Raw genomic sequence first — 17661 nt, 5'->3', positions numbered from 1 at the left:
TTTGTCGGCCTTGTTGCGGATAGGACGAATCAAATCAGCTTACTGCATACAGAATATGTGTCAGCAACCAGATGGCAATAATCGCTCCGGTCGTCCAAACTCTGTATTGCCAGGCACGATACCGACTTGCATATGAAATTATCATTGCTAAGGAAAGTGCGATAACAAACGATAACAGGTGGTGACTGAATTGGATCTCGCCGACGTTCAGAATTTTTTGTATTATTAATCGGGCAATTGAATCCAGGCTGAGAAAATTCAGCAGATGAAGCCAAAATCCCCATTTTTGTTCTTTTTGTTGGGTTTGATTCACAGGCTGTTCATTGTTTAGATTACAGACAATCGATAGTTAATTTCGCCGAATTCGCCTAAACGTACGATTCAACAGCCTATTCGCCAAAATACTTGCCGGTATTTCTTTATTTTATTTGCCCTAGCCACACGATGTAAGGTGAAATGCCGGTGGCGTTTGCCAGGTCTTTTTTAGCATCCCGGTTGATTCGTTCAAATTCAGGATATTCACAGGTCGCTGTTTTTCCATGCCCGATTGAAGAAGCGGCCAGCGGATTTCATACCCTGTTATCTGGAGCTGTATTGGATAGACGGAACCTATTTAACGAAATTCTCCGTTCCCCGGGTCGCTTTCCCAAGCGGGCCAGTCAACCGCAATTGAATGCCTACGGTGGTGAGTTGCAGTCGTTCGGCCGTGCTTGCGCCGAGCGGATATTTAACGTAGGGCTCTATTTCGACAGCCGTCTTCTGCCACTGATAACTGATTCCCAGCCCGAAGTAGAGCGGGCTGCCGAAAGCCCACGTGCTTTTTTTGTCATTCTTGGTCACCGAGCTTAGCTCTTCAATGGTTTGAGTGGAAACGAGCACCGGCCCTCCGGCCGTTTCTGTAAAAGTTGCGATCGTCCGCCGGGTCTTGTAGTGGTAATCGGCCGCTTGTCCTACGCTGGTTTGCGGGGTTATTCCTCCGGCGGCAGCGAACCCGATGTTTTTAAAAGCCCCTAACTTGTATTGGATCTGCAAAGGAACTTCCAGGTTAACCCATTGATAACGAACGTACTGCAACTGTGCCAATCCTTCGGCGGCAGTCAGGCGCGCCGGCTCTTCCACATTCAACGATTGCTTACTTGCCGCAATGCCTGTTACCAACGCGATTTTGTCGGACAAGGGCACGAGCATTGCACCGCCCAAGCCGTAATTCAGTTCCGGATTGGTATGCGCAGCCCGGTTCGATTGCCGGGAAAATGCAACGCCCCAGCGAATTGCCCGGGCGGGTTGCGGGGTGACATGCATTTGCCGTTGCGGGGCGGGAATGTGCGGCTTGCCAAAACGTACGACCGGAGAGTTGAACGGCCGCAGAGGCAGTAGGTCGGGAGTGAAATTGTCGTGCCTCCGCTCGTAACCCGTTGGTGAAGGTGGATATTCCGGCAGTTGATCGCGCGTCGCAACCAGTGGGGCTGGCGGGTTAATTGCCCGGTTTTTCCGTTTTGAATGGATTTTCCTTGACTTAATTGCCTGTCGACGCGTTGTTGCAGGCCCCGAACGTAAGGGCGCGGCCGAGCTACCGGACAGCGCGGTTTTTGTCCGACTCCGGTGTCCGCCATTCGTTTGCTTTTGCGCGAGGGAATGTTTTGCCGGGGTGCGCCGGTCCATAATGCGGCTTGTCAGCAAGGCCGTTCCAAAGATCACCAGCAAGGCCGCTGCGGCCAGCCAGTAAAACACAATCCGCCTTTTGCGACTTTTGCCGGCACGAAAAAGCTCAAAATGCTCCCAGGCATCCGGTTGATAGGGTTCGGTGTGGTCGCGAAGCCGACCGAGCATTCGTTTGCCTACGGGTTCCTGATCCGACATTTTAGTGGCTACCGTTTTGAATAGTTATCATTTTTCGCAGGCACTCCTTGGCCCTGGCGAGGTATACTCTCGACGACGAGGTCGAGATATCCAACATTTTTCCGATTTCTTCATGGCTGTAACCTTCCACCTCGTACAGGTTAAAAACCACCTTCCACACCGGCGGAAGCTTGTCGAGGAGCCGCAGGATTTCTTCCACCGACTGGCCATCGGCGACTTCGTCCGCGGCAGTGTAGCTGTCGTGACAGGCATCCAGGCTTGTCGCCTGGTAATTTTTTCGTTCTTTCCTGAAATAGTCGATGGCCGTTCGTACGACGAGCGCCCGCATCCATGCTTTAAAGGAATGCAGGCCCGCCAGTTGCCGGGGCAATTGTTCAAATATTTTGAGAAAGGAATCATTGACGGCTTCCTGGGCGATAGCATGGCTGGGAAGGTACCGGACGCTTATGCCCATTGCCAAACCAAAAAAATGCCTGAACACCCATTGCTGCGCTTTGGGGTCCCGCTTGGCGCAGCGCTCAATCCAATGTTTTTCATTTGTTGTACAATCAGATAGCCATTCCACAATAAGAGATAACGTTGCAAGCCCCGGACGCGCCGGGGCCACAGGGATGAGGTGATTGAAAAGGACGCGGTGTTACTTTGGATTGGAAGTGCTTCCGTTGGGATCAACCACCTTATCTTGTTTTTTGGAACCATTCGCTACGTGCACGATGACCTCGGACGCATTGGCCGCGTTTCCAAATAGCTTTTGCAGGTCCACTTCGAGCGTGTAGTCGTGCATCGCGGTATCCTGGGCACCGTCGGGCGTGTTATATGCCACCACGAGCCGGGCCTGCATCGGGTAGGAGAGCATCAGCGAGCCGTCCCAAACGATTTTGTAGTTTTCGATACCGCCGCCGCCGGTCACGTCGATCTTCAATGAGTTGCCTTCCCGGGTTACTTTTGTGATTTCAAACGGCGTACCGTCGAAGGTTTCCCGCCCGGCCATCAGTTTGCTATACTCGGCGCCATTCGTTTGCACCAACGGCCCGCCATCCGGATCAGGCGAAATGTTGTTTTCGCGGTTACAGGAAAACGAAACGGACAAAACGACGAGAAAAAGGAACGCGAGACACTTTGAAAGATTTGTTTTCATTTTGCTAACAGATTAAGTTGTTTTTAACCAGGTCGTAAAAAGGAATTGAAACGCTACTGAAGTGAGCAGGAAAAGATTAACGATAGGAGAAATATGCGATGGGGAAGGTTGGAGCGGCCCGCACTTAAAAGAATCCGAACCGGGCAAGCAGGCGGATGAAACGGCCGGGATAGCGGATGAATGTGAGGCGCTGAGGTGGGTGTAGGCGTAATTTTGTCGGGCAAATATTTTTACACTGAAAGGTCCGACTATGAAATCCATTTTGTTCATGCTGATCTGGGCCGTTCTGGCGCCGGTAGCCTACGCCCAAATGAATACCCAACAACCGGAAGGCGGTCCGGGTAAGATGACCGCAAGCGATATCGATGCGGTGGTGAGCGCCGTGGCTCAGTTGATAGAGACACATTATGTCGACAAAGCCGCCGGTGGCCGGATCAGCAGCGATTTTCGGAAGCTGTCGGCGTCGGGCAAGTATGCACGGTTGAACGATAAGGCCGCCCTAAGCGAGGAATTGAGCAAAGACTTACGAAAGATCAGTAATGACGGGCATTTGTACGTGCAGGGCAAAAAGGCAGTTGCGGATAACCAGAATTGGGAGCAGATAGAGAAGAAAGCCGAAAAGAAATACAACTATGGATTCACGCGCGTGGAAATCCTCGATGACGACATTGCATATATCAGGATCACCGAATTCATGCATCCGAAAAGATCGATGCAAACCGCTGTGGCGGCCATGAAGCTGGTCGAGAACTCGGATAATCTGATCGTCGACCTTCGCGGAAACGGCGGCGGTTACCCGGGTATTATGGAGTACATTCTTAATCACTACTTTGAGGGAGAACCCATCGAATTATCGACCACCAAATCGTCCAACGGCGGAAGCCAGGTCACATTCACCTCCGACCTGATTTACGGGAAGCTGCGGACCGGAACGCCGCTCTATGTTCTGATCGACCAGAAGACGGCTTCCGCGGCGGAGTATTTCGCCTATACCTTGCAAGCTTTCAAAAAGGCCGTTATCGTGGGCCGGGCTAGCGCGGGTGGCGCCAACCGAAACGAGTATTTCGACTTGCCGGCCGGGCTAAGAATGTCTATTTCCGTTGCGAGCCCGGTCAATCCCGTCACCCAAACCAACTGGGAGGGAAAGGGGGTTATTCCGGATGTGGTTTCCGATGACCCGGAGCGCAAAGCGGTTGAGCTGATCCGGGCCGCGCGCAAGAAATAGTCTTCAGGCGTCGTTCAGGTGTAGCTCGATCAGTCTGAGGCTTTCGTGATCTTTCGGTCGCCAGTGAGTTTTGGGAATTTCCTGCTCGTAACCCATAAACTCGAAATGCATCGCTTGCCAGCTAATGCAACGGATCGGCTTTCCGTTCAACCAACCCTCCGGCTCGGCAGGGCACGATCCGGCAGGAAAACCGGGCAGTTCATATGCCGCACCTGTCTTTACACATGGCTCGGAGTCGATCAGAACGCCGTTTTGCCTCATTAAAAAGCCGTAATCGAGTTGCTCGAATTCGGAGAAGCACAGATCGGTGAGCAGCTTCACGTACGCGTCGTGATGCTCCTGTGGGTAGGCGATGTCGATGTCGTCGTGTTCGCGGGTGATTCGGCCGAGGCGGGCATCGATGGCCCAGCCACTTTCCAGCCATAATTTTATACCTTGGGAGGATGCAGCGTTGAATATCAGTTCGATAAAATGAAGATGCAAGGCGGTAGGGTCCTGCGGAAGTGCCGGTTTGGCATCGTTCGTTGCATTTTCCATGTAGTAATATCCGGTTTGTCAGTAATTGGTGATGTCAGAACTCGTAAATAAATATCAACTGAAAACGGGCGCGCTGCTGGCGGCCGTGCTGCCCGGTATTTTCGTGTTTTCGGTGTCCACGGGCAGGGAGGCGTTGTTCCGTTTCCTGTTTTCATTTTGCTGCATTTTTGCTTTCTGGGTGATCAACTTTGCCCTTGTCGACTTCTCCTGCCTTTGGAATAACAAAAAAGAAACCGGTAAACTGCTACGACGGATTTTGCTTTCCACACTGCTCGCGGTTATTGTTTTCGTGGGCATCGGTTTCGCCGACGAATCCCGGTTGCTGCTCTCGCAGGTAAAAGGAGACCTAATATATTCCCGGAAAGCCTGGTTCTACCTGATATTAAGGATCAGCCTGCTAAACGGTCTGACCATTTTGATCAAATATTTTTACGATCTGTCCGCCAAAAGCCGCCGGGTGGAATTGGAGCTCGAAACCCTGAAGCGGGAAAACCTGATCGCCCTGCATGAATCGTTAAAACAACAGCTAAACCCGCATTTCCTGTTCAATTCGCTTACTACCCTTAAATCGCTCGTCAAGCAGGACCAGGTGCAGTCGTTGAAATTCATCGACGAACTGGCTTCGATTTACCGGTACATGCTTGTTTACAACGGAAAGGCCGAGGTTACTTTGAACGAAGAAATCCGGTTTTTGGAATCCTATGTAGGCCTGCTTCAAATCCGGTATGGTGATGCATTTGCGGTCGATATTCAGCTTCCGCCGTCTATCCTGGGCGCTACGCTCCCGCCGAACACACTCCAGATCCTGATCGAAAACGTCGTAAAGCACAATATCTTTTCCCGGAAAAGGCCTTTGAAAGTACGCATTTATGAAGAGGCCGGATTGCTGATCGTCGAGAACAACCTGCAATTTAAAAAGGCGCATGAAACATCGGGCGTCGGATTGAGCAATGTCAATAACCGCTTCGGGATTCTGAAAGGGAAAGGTATCATTGTCGAGAAAAATGATAGTTTGTTTAAAGTTTCGTTACCAATTGCCGATTAATTATGACCATTGTGATCATCGAAGACGAGGTGCATACCGCGTGGGACATTCAGAACTGCATTAAAACCCTTCGCCCCGGGCACCAGGTCCTTGCCGTGCTCGACAGCATCGAAAGCAGCGTGGAATGGCTCCTGCACAACCCGCATCCGGAGCTGGTGATATCCGACATCCAGCTCGGCGACGGTCTTGCATTCGAGATATTTCAAAAAGTTGAGCTGACCTGCCCGGTCATCTTCTGCACGGCCTACGATGAGTATGCTATCCGGGCATTTCAAAGCAATGGAATCGACTATATTCTCAAACCGATCAACGAAGACCTCTTTGAGGCGAGCCTTCAAAAGCTCGAATCCATTGGGCAGCTGTTTGCGCCAAAGTACGGCAGGGAAATGGTAGAGAAGCTGCTCACCACTTTCCAATCCGGGCTCCGGAATTTTAAAACAAGCTTCCTGATCCACTTCCGGAACCAGCTGATTCCCGTCGCAACCGAAAACATTCTGCTGTTCAAGGTCACTCACGACACAACGGAGATTTTCGTCCGCGATGGGCGGAAGTTTCAGCTCTGCAAGCCCCTGGACGCCATCGAGGCGCAGGTCGATCCGCACCGGTTTTACCGCGCCAACAGGCAAACGCTGCTTGCCTTCGAGGCCATTCATCGCATCGAGCATTATGACGACCGTAAATTGCTGGTCAGGCTGGACGGCGTGCCGAGCGAGCCGGTGATCGTAAGCAAAGCCAAATCCACTGCGTTCCTGGCCTGGGTCGAAAACCGGTAACCTGCTCATTGGTTTTGAGCTGATTGCCGCGCAGCTGTGACCAGACCAAGCATTGCGCAAAAGCTGGCCGTCACGCTTGCCACCACGCGGATCCAATGTGCGGAACGGAACTGGCGGGACACTTCCAGGAGCTTTTCGGCGGAATGTACTTTCAGGCCCTCGGTAAACATAAGGGTATTGCGGGGCCAGAAATACAGCGCCGAGGCGACGAAATCAAAAGTGGCCATGAGTAAAAAACCGGCGGCAAAGTACGCCAACACGCCCCGATTTCGCCGCCAGGCCCACAGCGTAACCAAACCGGTCGCCAGCGTGAATGCGCCCAGGCCGGGAAAAAAGCTGCCCGGGCTTGCGCGACTCAGAAACTGTGTGGAAGCGGAAAGCGATTGGGGAACATCGGCGAAGATATTGGGGTACAGCACAAAGGTGTCAAAGAGCAATGCGCCGGTAACCACAGTCTGGGCCCAGGCGTAGAGTATGCCGGCCATCACAGGTATGTTAAGCACTGCCGAACGGTGTTTGTCGCGGATCATCTTTTAAATGTTGGTTGAAAATGCATTTCGATTGTCGGATTCTGCGCTCCAAAATTACCGGGGATGACGAGGTCAGGCGTGGGATTGATCCGCCGAAATGCCTGTTTGAACGACCATTCCGCCCTGTTCATTGTGCCGGGAGAGATACCGGGCAAAGTGGCGGATAAGGCGGTCGATAACGGTGTTGAAATGACGCCGCTCAGGCCCGGTGCCCGCTAGATTTGTGCTTCAAACACAACGATATAGCGACATGGATTTGAAAATTGGTACACTTCTGGCGGTGGTTACCGTGCTGGCCACCGGATGCAGGATTCACTACAAGACGGAAAAGATCGATTACAAAACGGCGTCCGCGGATGTCGGCGAAGGGAAGCGGCTGACGATGCTCGTTTGCGGCTCGTGCCATTACAATTTCGAGACGAAAGATTTCAGCGGAAAACAGCTCGAGGATTCCCCGAAGTTTTTGGGAAAGATTTACGCGGCCAACATCACGCAACATCCCGGGCTGGGGGCGGGTAAATACACACCCGGGGAGCTGGCCTATCTGGTACGGACCGGCATTGGCAGGACCGGGCGGCTAATGCCGTACATGCACCGGCCGAATATGGCCGACGAGGACCTGGATGCGATCGTCGCCTATCTGAAATCCGGCGATCCCGCGGTAAGACCATCGGAAAGGAACCCCGGCAAAACCATGTACTCGCCGATCGGCCGGCTGGGTTTAAGCTTCACGAAAGGAGGGAAATACCGTGGTGACAGCATTCAAAAGCCTAAGAATGACCCGGTATTGCTGGGGAAATACCTGGTCGACAATCTGGCCTGTTTTCATTGTCATTCCAAAAGCTTTACGTCTCTCGATGTGCAGACTCCCGAGCGCTCGAAAGGATTCATGGGCGGGGGAAACAAGCTGCGCGACGCCGCCGGAAAGAAAATCAGAACCCCTAATCTTACCCCGCATGCAACCGGCATGCTGAACTGGACGGAAGCCGAGTTCAGGCGCGCGGTTACGGAGGGTATTTCAAAGGACAATTCGGTAGTCAGCTATCCCATGCCGTTGTATCCGGAGCTGACGGCTGCGGAGACTTCGGCCATCTATGCGTATTTAAAAACAATTCCGCCTATCGACAATAAGGTGAAATAATTGCTGAATGCAGACTATGGCGGTCTACCGGCCGCCCAGTCTTTTGATCTCGACCCCGTCGCTCCACTGGCCCATAAATGTCTGCTCCCGCACGTCGGTGAAGGCGGTGGAGCAGCCTTTGTTGTTCCGGCTGCAATCGATCAGCGCATCGGCCAGGCGCCAGTAACAGTAATAGTCGGTCGCGTCTACTTTCGTGGATGCGGCCAGCTTACCGTCCTTGCTGTCGAAATCGGGATCGATGCAGGTCGGCTCATTGTGTTCGGCGGTGATGGAATCCAGCCCGTAGCCGTCGGGATAATGCATCAGCATGGCTTTGTGAGCGAGCGGAATAGCTTTCGATTCGGCATATACCTTTTTCATGAACACACTATCGACGATGGTGTCTTCCTTTTCGATGATCATCAGCATTTTCAATGACTCTGGAAGGCCCGCGTACGACTTTGCCTGACCCGAAGGGACAGGGCCCACACCGGCGGCAGCCAAAAAAATAGCTTTGGGCTTGGGAATGCGCAGTTCGCCCGCATTTAGCGCGAGGTTCGCCGTTACCACGCCGCCATAGGAATGCCCGATGATCACCAGCTTATCGGTTTCCGGCCGGATTTCGAACTCGCCGGTTTCCAGAAGCTGCAAAGCGCGCCTGACGCCGGCCGCCGCATTGGGCGTGAATTCGGTCGGTTTGGTACGCGGCCCTTCCTGATACCGCGGATAGATCACGATATTGCCCTGCCGTACCAAGTGCCTGATCCAGGCCCCGTAGTTGGCCGGGTTCCAGCCTCCATAGCCATGGTTAAACACCACCACCGGTGCGGAAGCTGGTGCGGGCGATGCCGGCAGGTACAGCCAATAGCCGGTAGGGCCGTCGTCGTAGTTTTTCCTGATTACCTCGGCATGCCGATAGCTGCTCCCCCCGTAGCCCGATGTCGGCTGGCCCGGCACCTGCGCTTTACCGGGATCAGGGGAGGTGTTCTGGCAATTTGTGGTGGTCGAAACGACGCACAGTAATAAGAGTATTATCTGAATGGTTTTCATGTGATTTATTTTTCTGACTAAAAGGTGTTTTACATATTATTCGGCTGGCCTGAATGCGAATAGCGTCCCGTCAAAGCCCGGTACATACACATTTCCCTCGGCACCGATCGTCGTACCGACGGTAAAGAGCGTTTTGCCGGGGAAATGAACGCGGTCGAGGACATTGCCGGTACGGTTATCCACTACCACGAGGTCTTTGTACGCTTTGGTGGGCGAGCCGGCCACGGTAGCAAAAGCGAGATGGCCGCTTGTCTGCATGGGTAGTCCCAGATGGTTCAGGCTATCGTTTTTCCACATCAGGCGGGCTTCCTGGCCTGCGTCCCGAATGCACATCAATGGCGCGCCGCCGCCACCGGCCGGCATAATGAGGCCCTCCGGAGAGGTCGACTGGCTGCCGCCCGGCCCGTACCCGATGAAGAATTTCCAGATGTTCCTGCCGGTCGCGGCGTCGATCGCGTGCAAACTGCCCTCGTTGTCGTTGACGTAAATGCGGGAGCCGTCTGCCGAAATATCAGGACTGGAAGCACTCCCCCCCGGGCAGTGCCGTATTCTCCCATAGCGCTCCGATCGAAGGCTCATTCTTTTCGGAATAAACCATGGCCTTTATGCAGGCTTGCGCCGCGCCCGGCGCCCAGTAGGTGAAAAAGAAACGGCCGGTGGCCTGGTCGACAGCGAGCGTGTTTGCGCAGGGACAATCGGCTGTGCCGCGCATGCACGCCCGGGGATCAAAATCCGGGTCGGACGGCAAGTCGGCTAAAAGCGGGTGCGGGTCGAGCATGAATGCCCCGTTCTTTCGGTCGAGCACGTAAATGATACCAATATGGGTGATGAAAATCAGCCGCCCGGTATGCGTGAATTGCGCCGACAGCGGAAAGCCCTTGATCTTCGTTTCCCAAAGCAGCCGGCCGGTAGCGTCGAATGCGTGCATGGCTTCATTATCGGCGATGTAAAGACATCCCTGCGCATCGACGAGCGCCGACGACGCGACGGCGAATTTGTTCACCTCATTACTGCACCAGATCGTTTTCCCGGTCCGAGGGTCCATGGCATACAAGTGACAGTCGCCTGCATTGGTAGTAAGGTAAACATGACCCTGCTTGCCGGTGGTAGGCCCGAGATTGATCGTTCCTTCGAATTTGCGTTGCCAGGCAGGCACGACTTTGCGCGGCCCCTGCATCGGCGAGTAGTCGGAGTTCCGGCTGTCGGCATGCACAGCCGACCAGCCGGGCCCGTAGGCAGGATCGAGCTGTCCGGCGCCGTCCGGCTCGCTGGTTTTACACCCTGCCAAAAGCAACCCGGCCATCAGCAGGCCGTGAAGCAACGGCCGGTCAGGACTTCCTGCGTTCTTTGATTTCATCTTTCACCGCTTGTTGCTGTTGTTTGAACTGCTCGAACTGCTCCCTGGTCAGGACCTGTTTCAGCTCGGCTTCTTTTTCCTTTTGCATTGTCCGGATCGCTTTCAGTTTTGAAATCCGGCTGCCATTTCCCCGCATCACCGGCTCCATTCTTTGCGCATATGTAAGGTTGATCCGCGCAACCTTACCGGCCTGCACCGAATCGAGTTGGAGACTGGTGGTCATTCGCTGCGTTTGCGCTGCCGCCCGTTCATTTGCCGGCTTGTCCGGGAGTTGCCGCTGCGCCAATAATGCGTGGGAGAAGAGCATCAGGCCGCACATCCCGGTACCGATCATTAGCTTCTTTTTCATGGTTGGATAAACATGGGATTGGTTTTCGATGGCCGAATCAAGGCAATCGTCCGCCGCTCGGGAAATTCTTTCGATGAATGACCGGGGAATGTTCACGGACGGGCCCGATGTTCCCGTGAGCGACCATTGAAGCTTTGAAAATTGATTTATGCGGAAAAAGGTCGCATTCGTCGGAGGAATGGGGTCGTTCAGCGGTCAATTTTTCAGGTCATGTACTTTTAAGTTACAATTGCATTGTCAAACACCGGAAGTCCCATGCGCGAAAAGCAATACATCCACATGCCGGCCAATCCATACCTGTTCTGGGCCTGTTACTGGCTGATCTGGGTACTTTTGCTATCGAATTTTCAGCCGTTCGGGAAGGCCGTCTGGGCGGCGTCCGTCAATGTGGCTGCCCAGGGGATGGTCGCTTTCGCCACGACCCGTTTTTTGATCCCCCGGTTTCTGGAAAAAAGAAAATACGTGGCTTATAGTGTGCAGGTGGCGGTGCTGCTATTGGTGGTTACGATACTTTATATGAAGCTGACAGAGCCGGGGGCGCTGTTCCCGACAGTCAAACGGGAAATCCGGTATCCGAGGGCGTTTCAGTTTGGAAGAATGTATTTTCTGTTGTTTGTGATCCACATGACCAGCACGGCTTACAAGTTTGCCGCAGATCGGTTCAACGCCCTGCACCGGCAATCGGAGCTGCTCAGAAAACAGCTTGAAACGGAGCTGCAAGTGCTGAAAAATCAGATTAACCCACATTTTCTTTTCAATACCCTGAACAACGTTTACACACTCGCTTACCTGAAGGACGATAACGCCGCACCGATGATCATGAAGCTTTCGGAATTGCTCCGGTACACTTTGTATGACTGCCAGGCCGACCGCGTCAAGCTCGAAAAAGAAGTGGAGTTTTTGCAGAATATCATCGCGATGCAGCGGTTGAAATCCGACATCTATCAAAAGCAGATCGTATTCAAAACCGCCGGTGTGCAGCCTGACCAGCTCATCGCGCCGTTGCTGCTTTTGGTATTTGTGGAGAATGGCTTTAAATATGCCGATCTGGATACTAATCACGACGGTTATATCGCTATTTCATTAAACGTGGATGCTGCCGGCACATTGCTGTTTGAGTGTGCGAATACCAAAAGGGAGCGGATAAATCAGGAGGGCGCCAGCAAGGGAATCGGGCTGAGCAATGTGCGAAAGCGACTGGAACTGATTTACCCGGGAAATCATGAATTGCTGCTGTCGGAACTGAATGATCAGTTCGTTGTGCGCTTAAAAATATTTCGTTTATGACCATTAACTGTCTGATCGTGGATGACGAGTTGCTCGCCAGGCGGCTGCTGACTGAGTACGTAGGAAAGATACCCGAACTAAAACTGGTCGCTACATGCGCATCTGCCATGGAGGCGCAAAGTTTTTTACAGAAGCAGCGTATCGATTTGCTGTTTCTGGACATTCAGATGCCCGATGTAACCGGCATTTCGCTGCTCCGGTCTCTGCCGAATAAGCCCGTTACCATTCTCACGACGGCCTTTGCGGAATATGCGGTCCAGGGTTATGAACTATTTGTGCTCGATTACCTTTTAAAACCGATTTCATTCGAACGGTTTTTTCAGGCCGTCAGCCGCGCGGTGGAGTATATTAACCTAATCAAAGTATTACCCAAAACTGCGGAAACGGAGACGCCGCTTCAAACTGATATTTTCAGCGAATACATTTTCGTCAAATCCGATTATAAAATCCATAAAATCGCCCATAGCGACATCGATGTGATCGAGGCTTATGGGGAATATATTCTGATTTACAGCGGCAGGCAAAAGATCATGACCTTGGGACAAATGGGCAAAATGGAGCAGATGCTGCCCAAACCCGGCTTCGTGCGCGTCCACCGCTCGTTCATTGTCAATTTTTCAAAAATCGACGCCATTCAGGGCGGTACCATTTACATAGGCGACAGGGAGGTCCCGCTGAGCAAAGGCTACCGCGATGCTTTTATGCAGCTGGTCGGGAAAAACCGGCTGTTTTAATGTTTTCGCGGATTGCGATTCGGATCGCAATCCACTGAATATACCTGTCAGGGAATTCTTGTCGGAACGGCGGTATTATCCGACTTGCCGATATCAGTTGACGAGCCTGGGAGGTAACGGATCTTGTAACCAATTTTAGTTTAAAAAATTAGGCACCTTCGCGTTCCTATGTTACTTTTGGCGCCAATTGCGACTACTACCTGCACAACCTGCGTAAATCATTTTGAAATCACTTGTGAACCAGATATCGGGACTGTTACTACTGGCGGTGATGCTGGTGAAGGTCTTTGTGGTGCCTGTGATTTACCTGGATTACCAGCTCCGGAAAGATTACATCATCGCGACCCTCTGTGAAAACAGGGCGCGTCCGCAGTTGCATTGCGACGGGAAATGTTACCTCGCCAAACGGATCGCCCAGGCGGCCAGGCAGGAGCAACGCCAGGCGGAAAACGAACTGATGAGTAAAATACTTTCGGCCCATGCGCCGGCTCATGAAAGCATTACACGGCTGCAACCGGCTACTTTCGTGGCCATTCCGCAAGTCGTGGCGTTCAATTTCTCCGACCCGTTCAGCGGACAGAACCTTGTCCGCGACATTTTCCGTCCACCCATCTGCTGACATTGTAAACCGTACTTTGTCATAACAGAAACCTGGCCTTCGGTAACCATTACCGTCAAGGCCGCTAATCCATTTATTAATCATGAAACTTTCCAGGGCTTTGCCAGCGATGCTGGCTGCCGTGGCGGGGATGCTCATGCTTGCTTCCTGCGAAAGCGAAGCACAGGGGCCTGTACCTTCCACCGGCGATAAGGGTGCGCTCACCATCGAATTCGACAATATTGTAGGGGATAAAAACCTGGTGCTCGGCGGTGGCGCGAGCATTAACGGCGCGGGCGAGGACTTTGTCGTTACCAAGTTTAATTATTTCGTTTCGAACATCAAGCTGCTGTGCGCGGACGGGACCTCCTATACCGTGCCGCAAGATTCGAGCTATTTCCTGATTATGGAAAATAAAAAAAGAATCCCAGTTCGTACGGCTCAAAGGCGTCCCGGTCGGCACTTACACCGGCCTGGAATTTATGCTCGGCGTCGATAGCACGCGCAATACGATGCCAATCGAAAAGCGGACCGGCGTATTGGACCCCGGCGGCTCGATGATGGAGGACGGGATGTACTGGGCCTGGAATTCGGGCTATATTTTCCTGAAAATGGAAGGGACCTCTTCGAAAGGAAATCCGGTCAACGGTAAGTTTTACTACCACATCGGCCTGTTTGGCGGGTACAGCACCCGCACCGTCAACAATACGCGCATAGTGAAACTTGGCTTTGGCGAATTGAAAGCGGATGTGACGACGTCGAAAGCACCGGAGGTGCATTTGTTTGCCGACGTGCAGAAAGTGTTCAAAGGGCCGGGCACCAGCCTGTCTATCGGGCAATATAACAGCGTCATGAGCCAGCAGCCGGAAGTGGCCGCGCAGATTGCCGACAATTACGCGCAGATGTTTTCGGTCGACCATATTCATTGACGGACGATGGTATCGACTTTCAAACCTGGCCGGGCAACCGGCCAGGTACCTTTCGCATGCGCCATTCTGGCCGGTACATTCGCGCTGGTAACCATCGCCTGCAAGAAAAGCGACGATCCGGGAGTGGAGCCGGGCGATGGCAGTCCGACACCGGTTCACTGGAAAAAGCCCGCGCATTTTCCCGATCCGGTATACGACATGAGCCGCAACCCGCTTACCGAAGAGGGCGTTGAGCTCGGCCGTTTCCTGTTTTACGACGGCATTCTTTCGCGGACCAAACAGATCGGCTGCGGTACCTGCCACCAGCAGGAAGCTGCGTTTACGCACCACGGGCATGAGCTTAGCCATGGCGTTGACGACCTGCTCGGCACGCGCAATTCGCCCTCGATCCAGAATCTGGCCTGGAACCCGTCGTTCTTCTGGGACGGTGGCGTGCACGACCTGGACCTGGTGCCGTTCAACCCGATCGAAAACCCGGTGGAGATGGACGAAACGGTGAAAAATGTAATCGCAAAGCTGCAAAATACGCCATTGCCGACGGCCAGGATGCCGGTTAATTATCCGCTGATGTTCCAAAAAGCATTCGGCGATGAGCAAATTACCAGCGAGCGCATGATGAAAGCGCTTTCGCAGTTTATGGTTAGCCTGGTGTCGGCGGGGTCGCGGTACGACTATTTCCGGCAGGGCGACCCGTCGGCGCTGACCGCGGAAGAACGGCAGGGAATGGCTGTGTTCCGGGCCAAATGCGGCAGTTGCCACGCGGGCGAGCTATTCACCGATTACAGCTTCCGGAACAATGGGTTGGTCCCGTCCGGTGCCGACGACCAGGGCCGGTTCGGGATTACGGCCGATCCGGCCGACCGCTACAAGTTCAAAGTGCCGAGCCTTCGCAATATAGCGCTGACCGCGCCTTACATGCACGACGGCCGTTACCATAGCTTGCAAGAAGTGCTCGACCATTATTCGGACAGTATTCATCCTTCGGCCACATTGGACAGCCCGTTGACCCGGCCCGGCCAAAGACCGGGCATCAGCCTGAGTGCCGCTGAGAAGCAATCGATTATAGCTTTTCTGCGCTCGCTCAGCGACGAGCAGTTTATCCGGGAAAAACGTTTTTCCGATCCGGGCGTCGGGACGAATTTTTAAACGAGACCTAAAATGAAAAACCTGAGTTTTTGCATCATCATGCTGCTACTGGCCTCGCCGCGGCAGGCTTTCGCATGCGACATATGCGGCTGCGCAAACAGCGGCGCCTATTTCGGGTTACTCCCGCAATCACACAAATCGCTGGTAGGCGTGCGGTACCAGCGGATGCGCTTCGTCACGCACGGCGAGAGCAAAGTGCTCCGTACCGAGGAACATTTCAATATCGGCGAGCTCTATACGCGCTTTTTCCCGGTCAAGCGGGTTCAGGTAATGGCATTCGTACCTTTCAGGGCGGACAGGCAAATTACCTCCGCCGACGTGAAAAGGCAGAGCGGCATGGGTGACATTACCGTGCTTGCCAATTACAACCTGTTCAATACCTTCATGGACGGTGAGAATGCGCGGACTTTCAACCACACGCTGCTGATCGGCGGTGGCGTGAAGCTGCCCACTGGCCGGTTTAGGTTTGACGAGAATAATGTGCTTCATGTCGCCAATGCCAACTTTCAACTGGGAACGGGCAGCACCGATTTCATTTTGAATGCCTTTTACACACTTAACAGGGACCAATGGGGACTGGCCGCGAATGTCTCACGGAAGTTTAATACGAACAATGCCGAGGGATATCGATTTGGAAACCAGCTTTATGGCACAGTGAACCTTTACCGGTCGATCCGGATCGGAAAGCTGACCGTCACGCCGAGCGTCGGCGTTTACGGCGAGCATGCGGGGCATGGCATTCAAAACGGCGAAACGCTTGGCATAACCGGAGGCGAATTGCTGAACGCCAGCGCCGGGATTACGTTGTTTTCCGACAAGTGGACGGTCGGCATTACTGGCCAAAAACCTGTTGTGCAGCAAAGCGCGTCGGGACACGTGGTAGCCAGGGAGCGTTTGCTGGCGCAGGTCGCTTTCCTGTTTTGAGAATCGGTTCCCGCCTGGGCTGCGGCGTCACGTCCGCAGCCCAGGCAAATGACTGGCGGCTTACGATTATAGACGGGGCGATGGGGGGAGGTGTCGGCAATTTTACCAGTCCGGCCGGGCCTGTGAGATCGGGAGGGGAGCCGGGGGATAATGTAAGACCTGTTATTCAGACGAACAGAAGCTATTCATGTAACAATTTAGACATTGGCTGGCTGTGTTTCGGGCAAAACGATGGCGTCCGTCACTGCTTCAAATAATGAAGGGCCACGCACCCGGATTTGAAGACTACGGTATCAACCAATTTTAAATTAAACTTCTCCTGAAGGCTGCCCGCGTCGAGCAATCGCCTTCCTTTACCCACCATCACCGGATGAACAACTAAATGAAATTCATCGATGAGGCCTGACGAAACCAATTCCGGGAGCAGGCTTACACTGTCTACCGAAATTTTTTTTCCGGGCTGCTGTTTCAATTTCCGTAGTTCCCCGGCGGGATTGCCGCGAATAATCCGTGCATTGTCCTCTACATTTTCCAATGTTCGCGAAACAACGACTTTATCGATAGCGCTGAACCTTTCCGCAAATCTAATCTCATCCGCCGTGCCGGATTGATTTTTTGCGACATCGGCCCAGTAAGGGAACATCAGCTGGTACATGACGCGACCGAAAAAAAGCAGATCGACGTCGTCCATCGTTTCCGTGAAATAGTCGAGAAGCTCTTCATCGGGATTACCGATAGTGTGATCGCAATACCCATCTAAGCTGATATTCATAGCGAATGTTACAGTTCTCATTTGGTTTTTGTTTTGGTCTTCAAGGATACAGGTTCAAAAGTAGGTTGAGACATCAAATATTATAGAGGCGATCCGCGACAAAAAAGGGGGCTTTTGAGCCAAAAGTTACTGCCACGGGGAAAAAATAACAATGGTTGTAACCTTTTTATTCCGCGGCGGTTCCACATCAAATCACAAAATTTTGCCATGAAAAACCGCCCGTCGCCACTCATTGCGTTACTATTCATTTTTGGGGTGAGTTACGTCTCTTGTGCAAAAAGAGACGA

At 53.0% G+C, this 17661-nt stretch carries 23 protein-coding genes; 12 read left to right on the top strand and 11 right to left on the bottom strand.

The window, feature by feature from the left end:
- Positions 1-34: 34 nt before the first annotated feature.
- The 4 genes from ABV298_RS30345 to ABV298_RS30330 form a co-directional block, all read right to left on the bottom strand.
- Positions 35-313, bottom strand: a complete 279-nt coding sequence (locus ABV298_RS30345; RefSeq protein ID WP_353719863.1) for a hypothetical protein — start codon at positions 311-313, stop codon at positions 35-37.
- 296 nt (positions 314-609) lie between these two features.
- Positions 610-1860: a hypothetical protein gene (locus ABV298_RS30340; protein ID WP_353719862.1), complete on the bottom strand. Its 1251-nt coding sequence runs from the start codon at positions 1858-1860 to the stop codon at positions 610-612.
- A gap of 1 nt (position 1861) precedes the next feature.
- A complete protein-coding gene (locus ABV298_RS30335; protein WP_353719861.1) occupies positions 1862-2341 on the bottom strand; it encodes an RNA polymerase sigma factor in 480 nt (159 codons plus the stop codon).
- A 156-nt stretch (positions 2342-2497) separates the two neighbouring features.
- Positions 2498-2998: a hypothetical protein gene (locus ABV298_RS30330; RefSeq protein ID WP_353719860.1), complete on the bottom strand. Its 501-nt coding sequence runs from the start codon at positions 2996-2998 to the stop codon at positions 2498-2500.
- Between the two features lie 250 nt (positions 2999-3248).
- Between ABV298_RS30330 and ABV298_RS30325 the strand changes: the two genes are divergently transcribed.
- Entirely contained in the window at positions 3249-4223 is a 975-nt protein-coding gene (locus ABV298_RS30325; RefSeq protein ID WP_353719859.1) for a S41 family peptidase, read from the top strand.
- A 3-nt stretch (positions 4224-4226) separates the two neighbouring features.
- Here ABV298_RS30325 and ABV298_RS30320 read toward each other — a convergent pair whose 3' ends face one another.
- Positions 4227-4760, bottom strand: a complete 534-nt coding sequence (locus ABV298_RS30320) for an aminoglycoside nucleotidyltransferase ANT(2'')-Ia (protein WP_353719858.1) — start codon at positions 4758-4760, stop codon at positions 4227-4229.
- A 31-nt stretch (positions 4761-4791) separates the two neighbouring features.
- On the opposite strand from ABV298_RS30320, the gene ABV298_RS30315 reads away from it, so the two are divergent.
- Positions 4792-5805, top strand: a complete 1014-nt coding sequence (locus tag ABV298_RS30315; protein WP_353719857.1) for a histidine kinase — start codon at positions 4792-4794, stop codon at positions 5803-5805.
- Between the two features lie 2 nt (positions 5806-5807).
- Positions 5808-6578, top strand: coding sequence for a LytTR family DNA-binding domain-containing protein (locus ABV298_RS30310; RefSeq protein WP_353719856.1), 771 nt, complete (start codon positions 5808-5810; stop codon positions 6576-6578).
- Positions 6579-6583: 5 nt separating this feature from the next.
- Here the strand turns inward: ABV298_RS30310 and ABV298_RS30305 are convergent, their stop codons facing one another.
- Positions 6584-7108 (bottom strand): hypothetical protein, encoded by a 525-nt coding sequence (locus ABV298_RS30305; RefSeq protein ID WP_353719855.1) that lies wholly within the window; start codon positions 7106-7108, stop codon positions 6584-6586.
- A 63-nt stretch (positions 7109-7171) separates the two neighbouring features.
- Here ABV298_RS30305 and ABV298_RS30300 point away from each other — a divergent pair, with 63 nt between their 5' ends.
- Together ABV298_RS30300 and ABV298_RS30295 are read left to right on the top strand one after the other, a co-directional pair.
- Positions 7172-7327 (top strand): hypothetical protein, encoded by a 156-nt coding sequence (locus tag ABV298_RS30300; RefSeq protein ID WP_353719854.1) that lies wholly within the window; start codon positions 7172-7174, stop codon positions 7325-7327.
- Between the two features lie 31 nt (positions 7328-7358).
- Positions 7359-8249, top strand: a complete 891-nt coding sequence (locus tag ABV298_RS30295; protein ID WP_353719853.1) for a c-type cytochrome — start codon at positions 7359-7361, stop codon at positions 8247-8249.
- 24 nt (positions 8250-8273) lie between these two features.
- Here ABV298_RS30295 and ABV298_RS30290 read toward each other — a convergent pair whose 3' ends face one another.
- From ABV298_RS30290 to ABV298_RS30275, 4 genes are read right to left on the bottom strand one after another with little or no spacing between them, the layout of a single operon-like run.
- Complete coding sequence (locus tag ABV298_RS30290) at positions 8274-9278, bottom strand: alpha/beta fold hydrolase (protein ID WP_353719852.1); 1005 nt, start codon at positions 9276-9278, stop codon at positions 8274-8276.
- Positions 9279-9314: 36 nt separating this feature from the next.
- On the bottom strand, positions 9315-9857 hold the full coding sequence (locus tag ABV298_RS30285; RefSeq protein WP_353719851.1) for a PQQ-binding-like beta-propeller repeat protein: 543 nt from the start codon (positions 9855-9857) through the stop codon (positions 9315-9317).
- Positions 9790-10635 (bottom strand): PQQ-binding-like beta-propeller repeat protein, encoded by an 846-nt coding sequence (locus tag ABV298_RS30280; RefSeq protein WP_353719850.1) that lies wholly within the window; start codon positions 10633-10635, stop codon positions 9790-9792. The genes ABV298_RS30285 and ABV298_RS30280 overlap by 68 nt, the downstream gene beginning before the upstream one ends.
- Positions 10607-10984, bottom strand: a complete 378-nt coding sequence (locus tag ABV298_RS30275; RefSeq protein WP_353719849.1) for a hypothetical protein — start codon at positions 10982-10984, stop codon at positions 10607-10609. Before ABV298_RS30275 ends, ABV298_RS30280 begins: the two co-directional genes overlap by 29 nt.
- A gap of 255 nt (positions 10985-11239) precedes the next feature.
- On the opposite strand from ABV298_RS30275, the gene ABV298_RS30270 reads away from it, so the two are divergent.
- The 7 genes from ABV298_RS30270 to ABV298_RS30240 all read left to right on the top strand — a co-directional run bounded on the left by ABV298_RS30270 (position 11240) and on the right by ABV298_RS30240 (position 16602).
- Positions 11240-12271 (top strand): histidine kinase, encoded by a 1032-nt coding sequence (locus ABV298_RS30270; protein WP_353719848.1) that lies wholly within the window; start codon positions 11240-11242, stop codon positions 12269-12271.
- Positions 12268-13005, top strand: a complete 738-nt coding sequence (locus tag ABV298_RS30265; RefSeq protein WP_353719847.1) for a LytTR family DNA-binding domain-containing protein — start codon at positions 12268-12270, stop codon at positions 13003-13005. Before ABV298_RS30270 ends, ABV298_RS30265 begins: the two co-directional genes overlap by 4 nt.
- A 223-nt stretch (positions 13006-13228) precedes the next feature.
- On the top strand, positions 13229-13624 hold the full coding sequence (locus tag ABV298_RS30260) for a hypothetical protein (protein ID WP_353719846.1): 396 nt from the start codon (positions 13229-13231) through the stop codon (positions 13622-13624).
- A gap of 82 nt (positions 13625-13706) precedes the next feature.
- Entirely contained in the window at positions 13707-14102 is a 396-nt protein-coding gene (locus ABV298_RS30255) for an MbnP family protein (RefSeq protein ID WP_353719845.1), read from the top strand.
- Entirely contained in the window at positions 14086-14532 is a 447-nt protein-coding gene (locus ABV298_RS30250; protein ID WP_353719844.1) for an MbnP family protein, read from the top strand. Before ABV298_RS30255 ends, ABV298_RS30250 begins: the two co-directional genes overlap by 17 nt.
- A gap of 6 nt (positions 14533-14538) precedes the next feature.
- Positions 14539-15678, top strand: coding sequence for a cytochrome c peroxidase (locus ABV298_RS30245; protein WP_353719843.1), 1140 nt, complete (start codon positions 14539-14541; stop codon positions 15676-15678).
- A gap of 12 nt (positions 15679-15690) precedes the next feature.
- The gene (locus ABV298_RS30240) at positions 15691-16602 is read left to right on the top strand and encodes a transporter (RefSeq protein WP_353719842.1); all 912 of its coding nucleotides are present in this window, start codon (positions 15691-15693) and stop codon (positions 16600-16602) included.
- Between the two features lie 241 nt (positions 16603-16843).
- Here ABV298_RS30240 and ABV298_RS30235 read toward each other — a convergent pair whose 3' ends face one another.
- Positions 16844-17395 carry a dihydrofolate reductase family protein gene (locus ABV298_RS30235; RefSeq protein WP_353719841.1) on the bottom strand — a complete coding sequence of 184 codons (552 nt, stop codon included), beginning with the start codon at positions 17393-17395 and terminating at the stop codon, positions 16844-16846.
- Between the last annotated feature and the right edge of the window lie 266 nt (positions 17396-17661).

Origin of the sequence: Dyadobacter sp. 676 (assembly GCF_040448675.1) — a bacterium.
Taxonomy (GTDB): Bacteria; Bacteroidota; Bacteroidia; order Cytophagales; family Spirosomataceae; genus Dyadobacter.
Note: the sequence above shows the minus strand (reverse complement) of the source record. Positions and strands in the feature narration are given on the sequence as shown.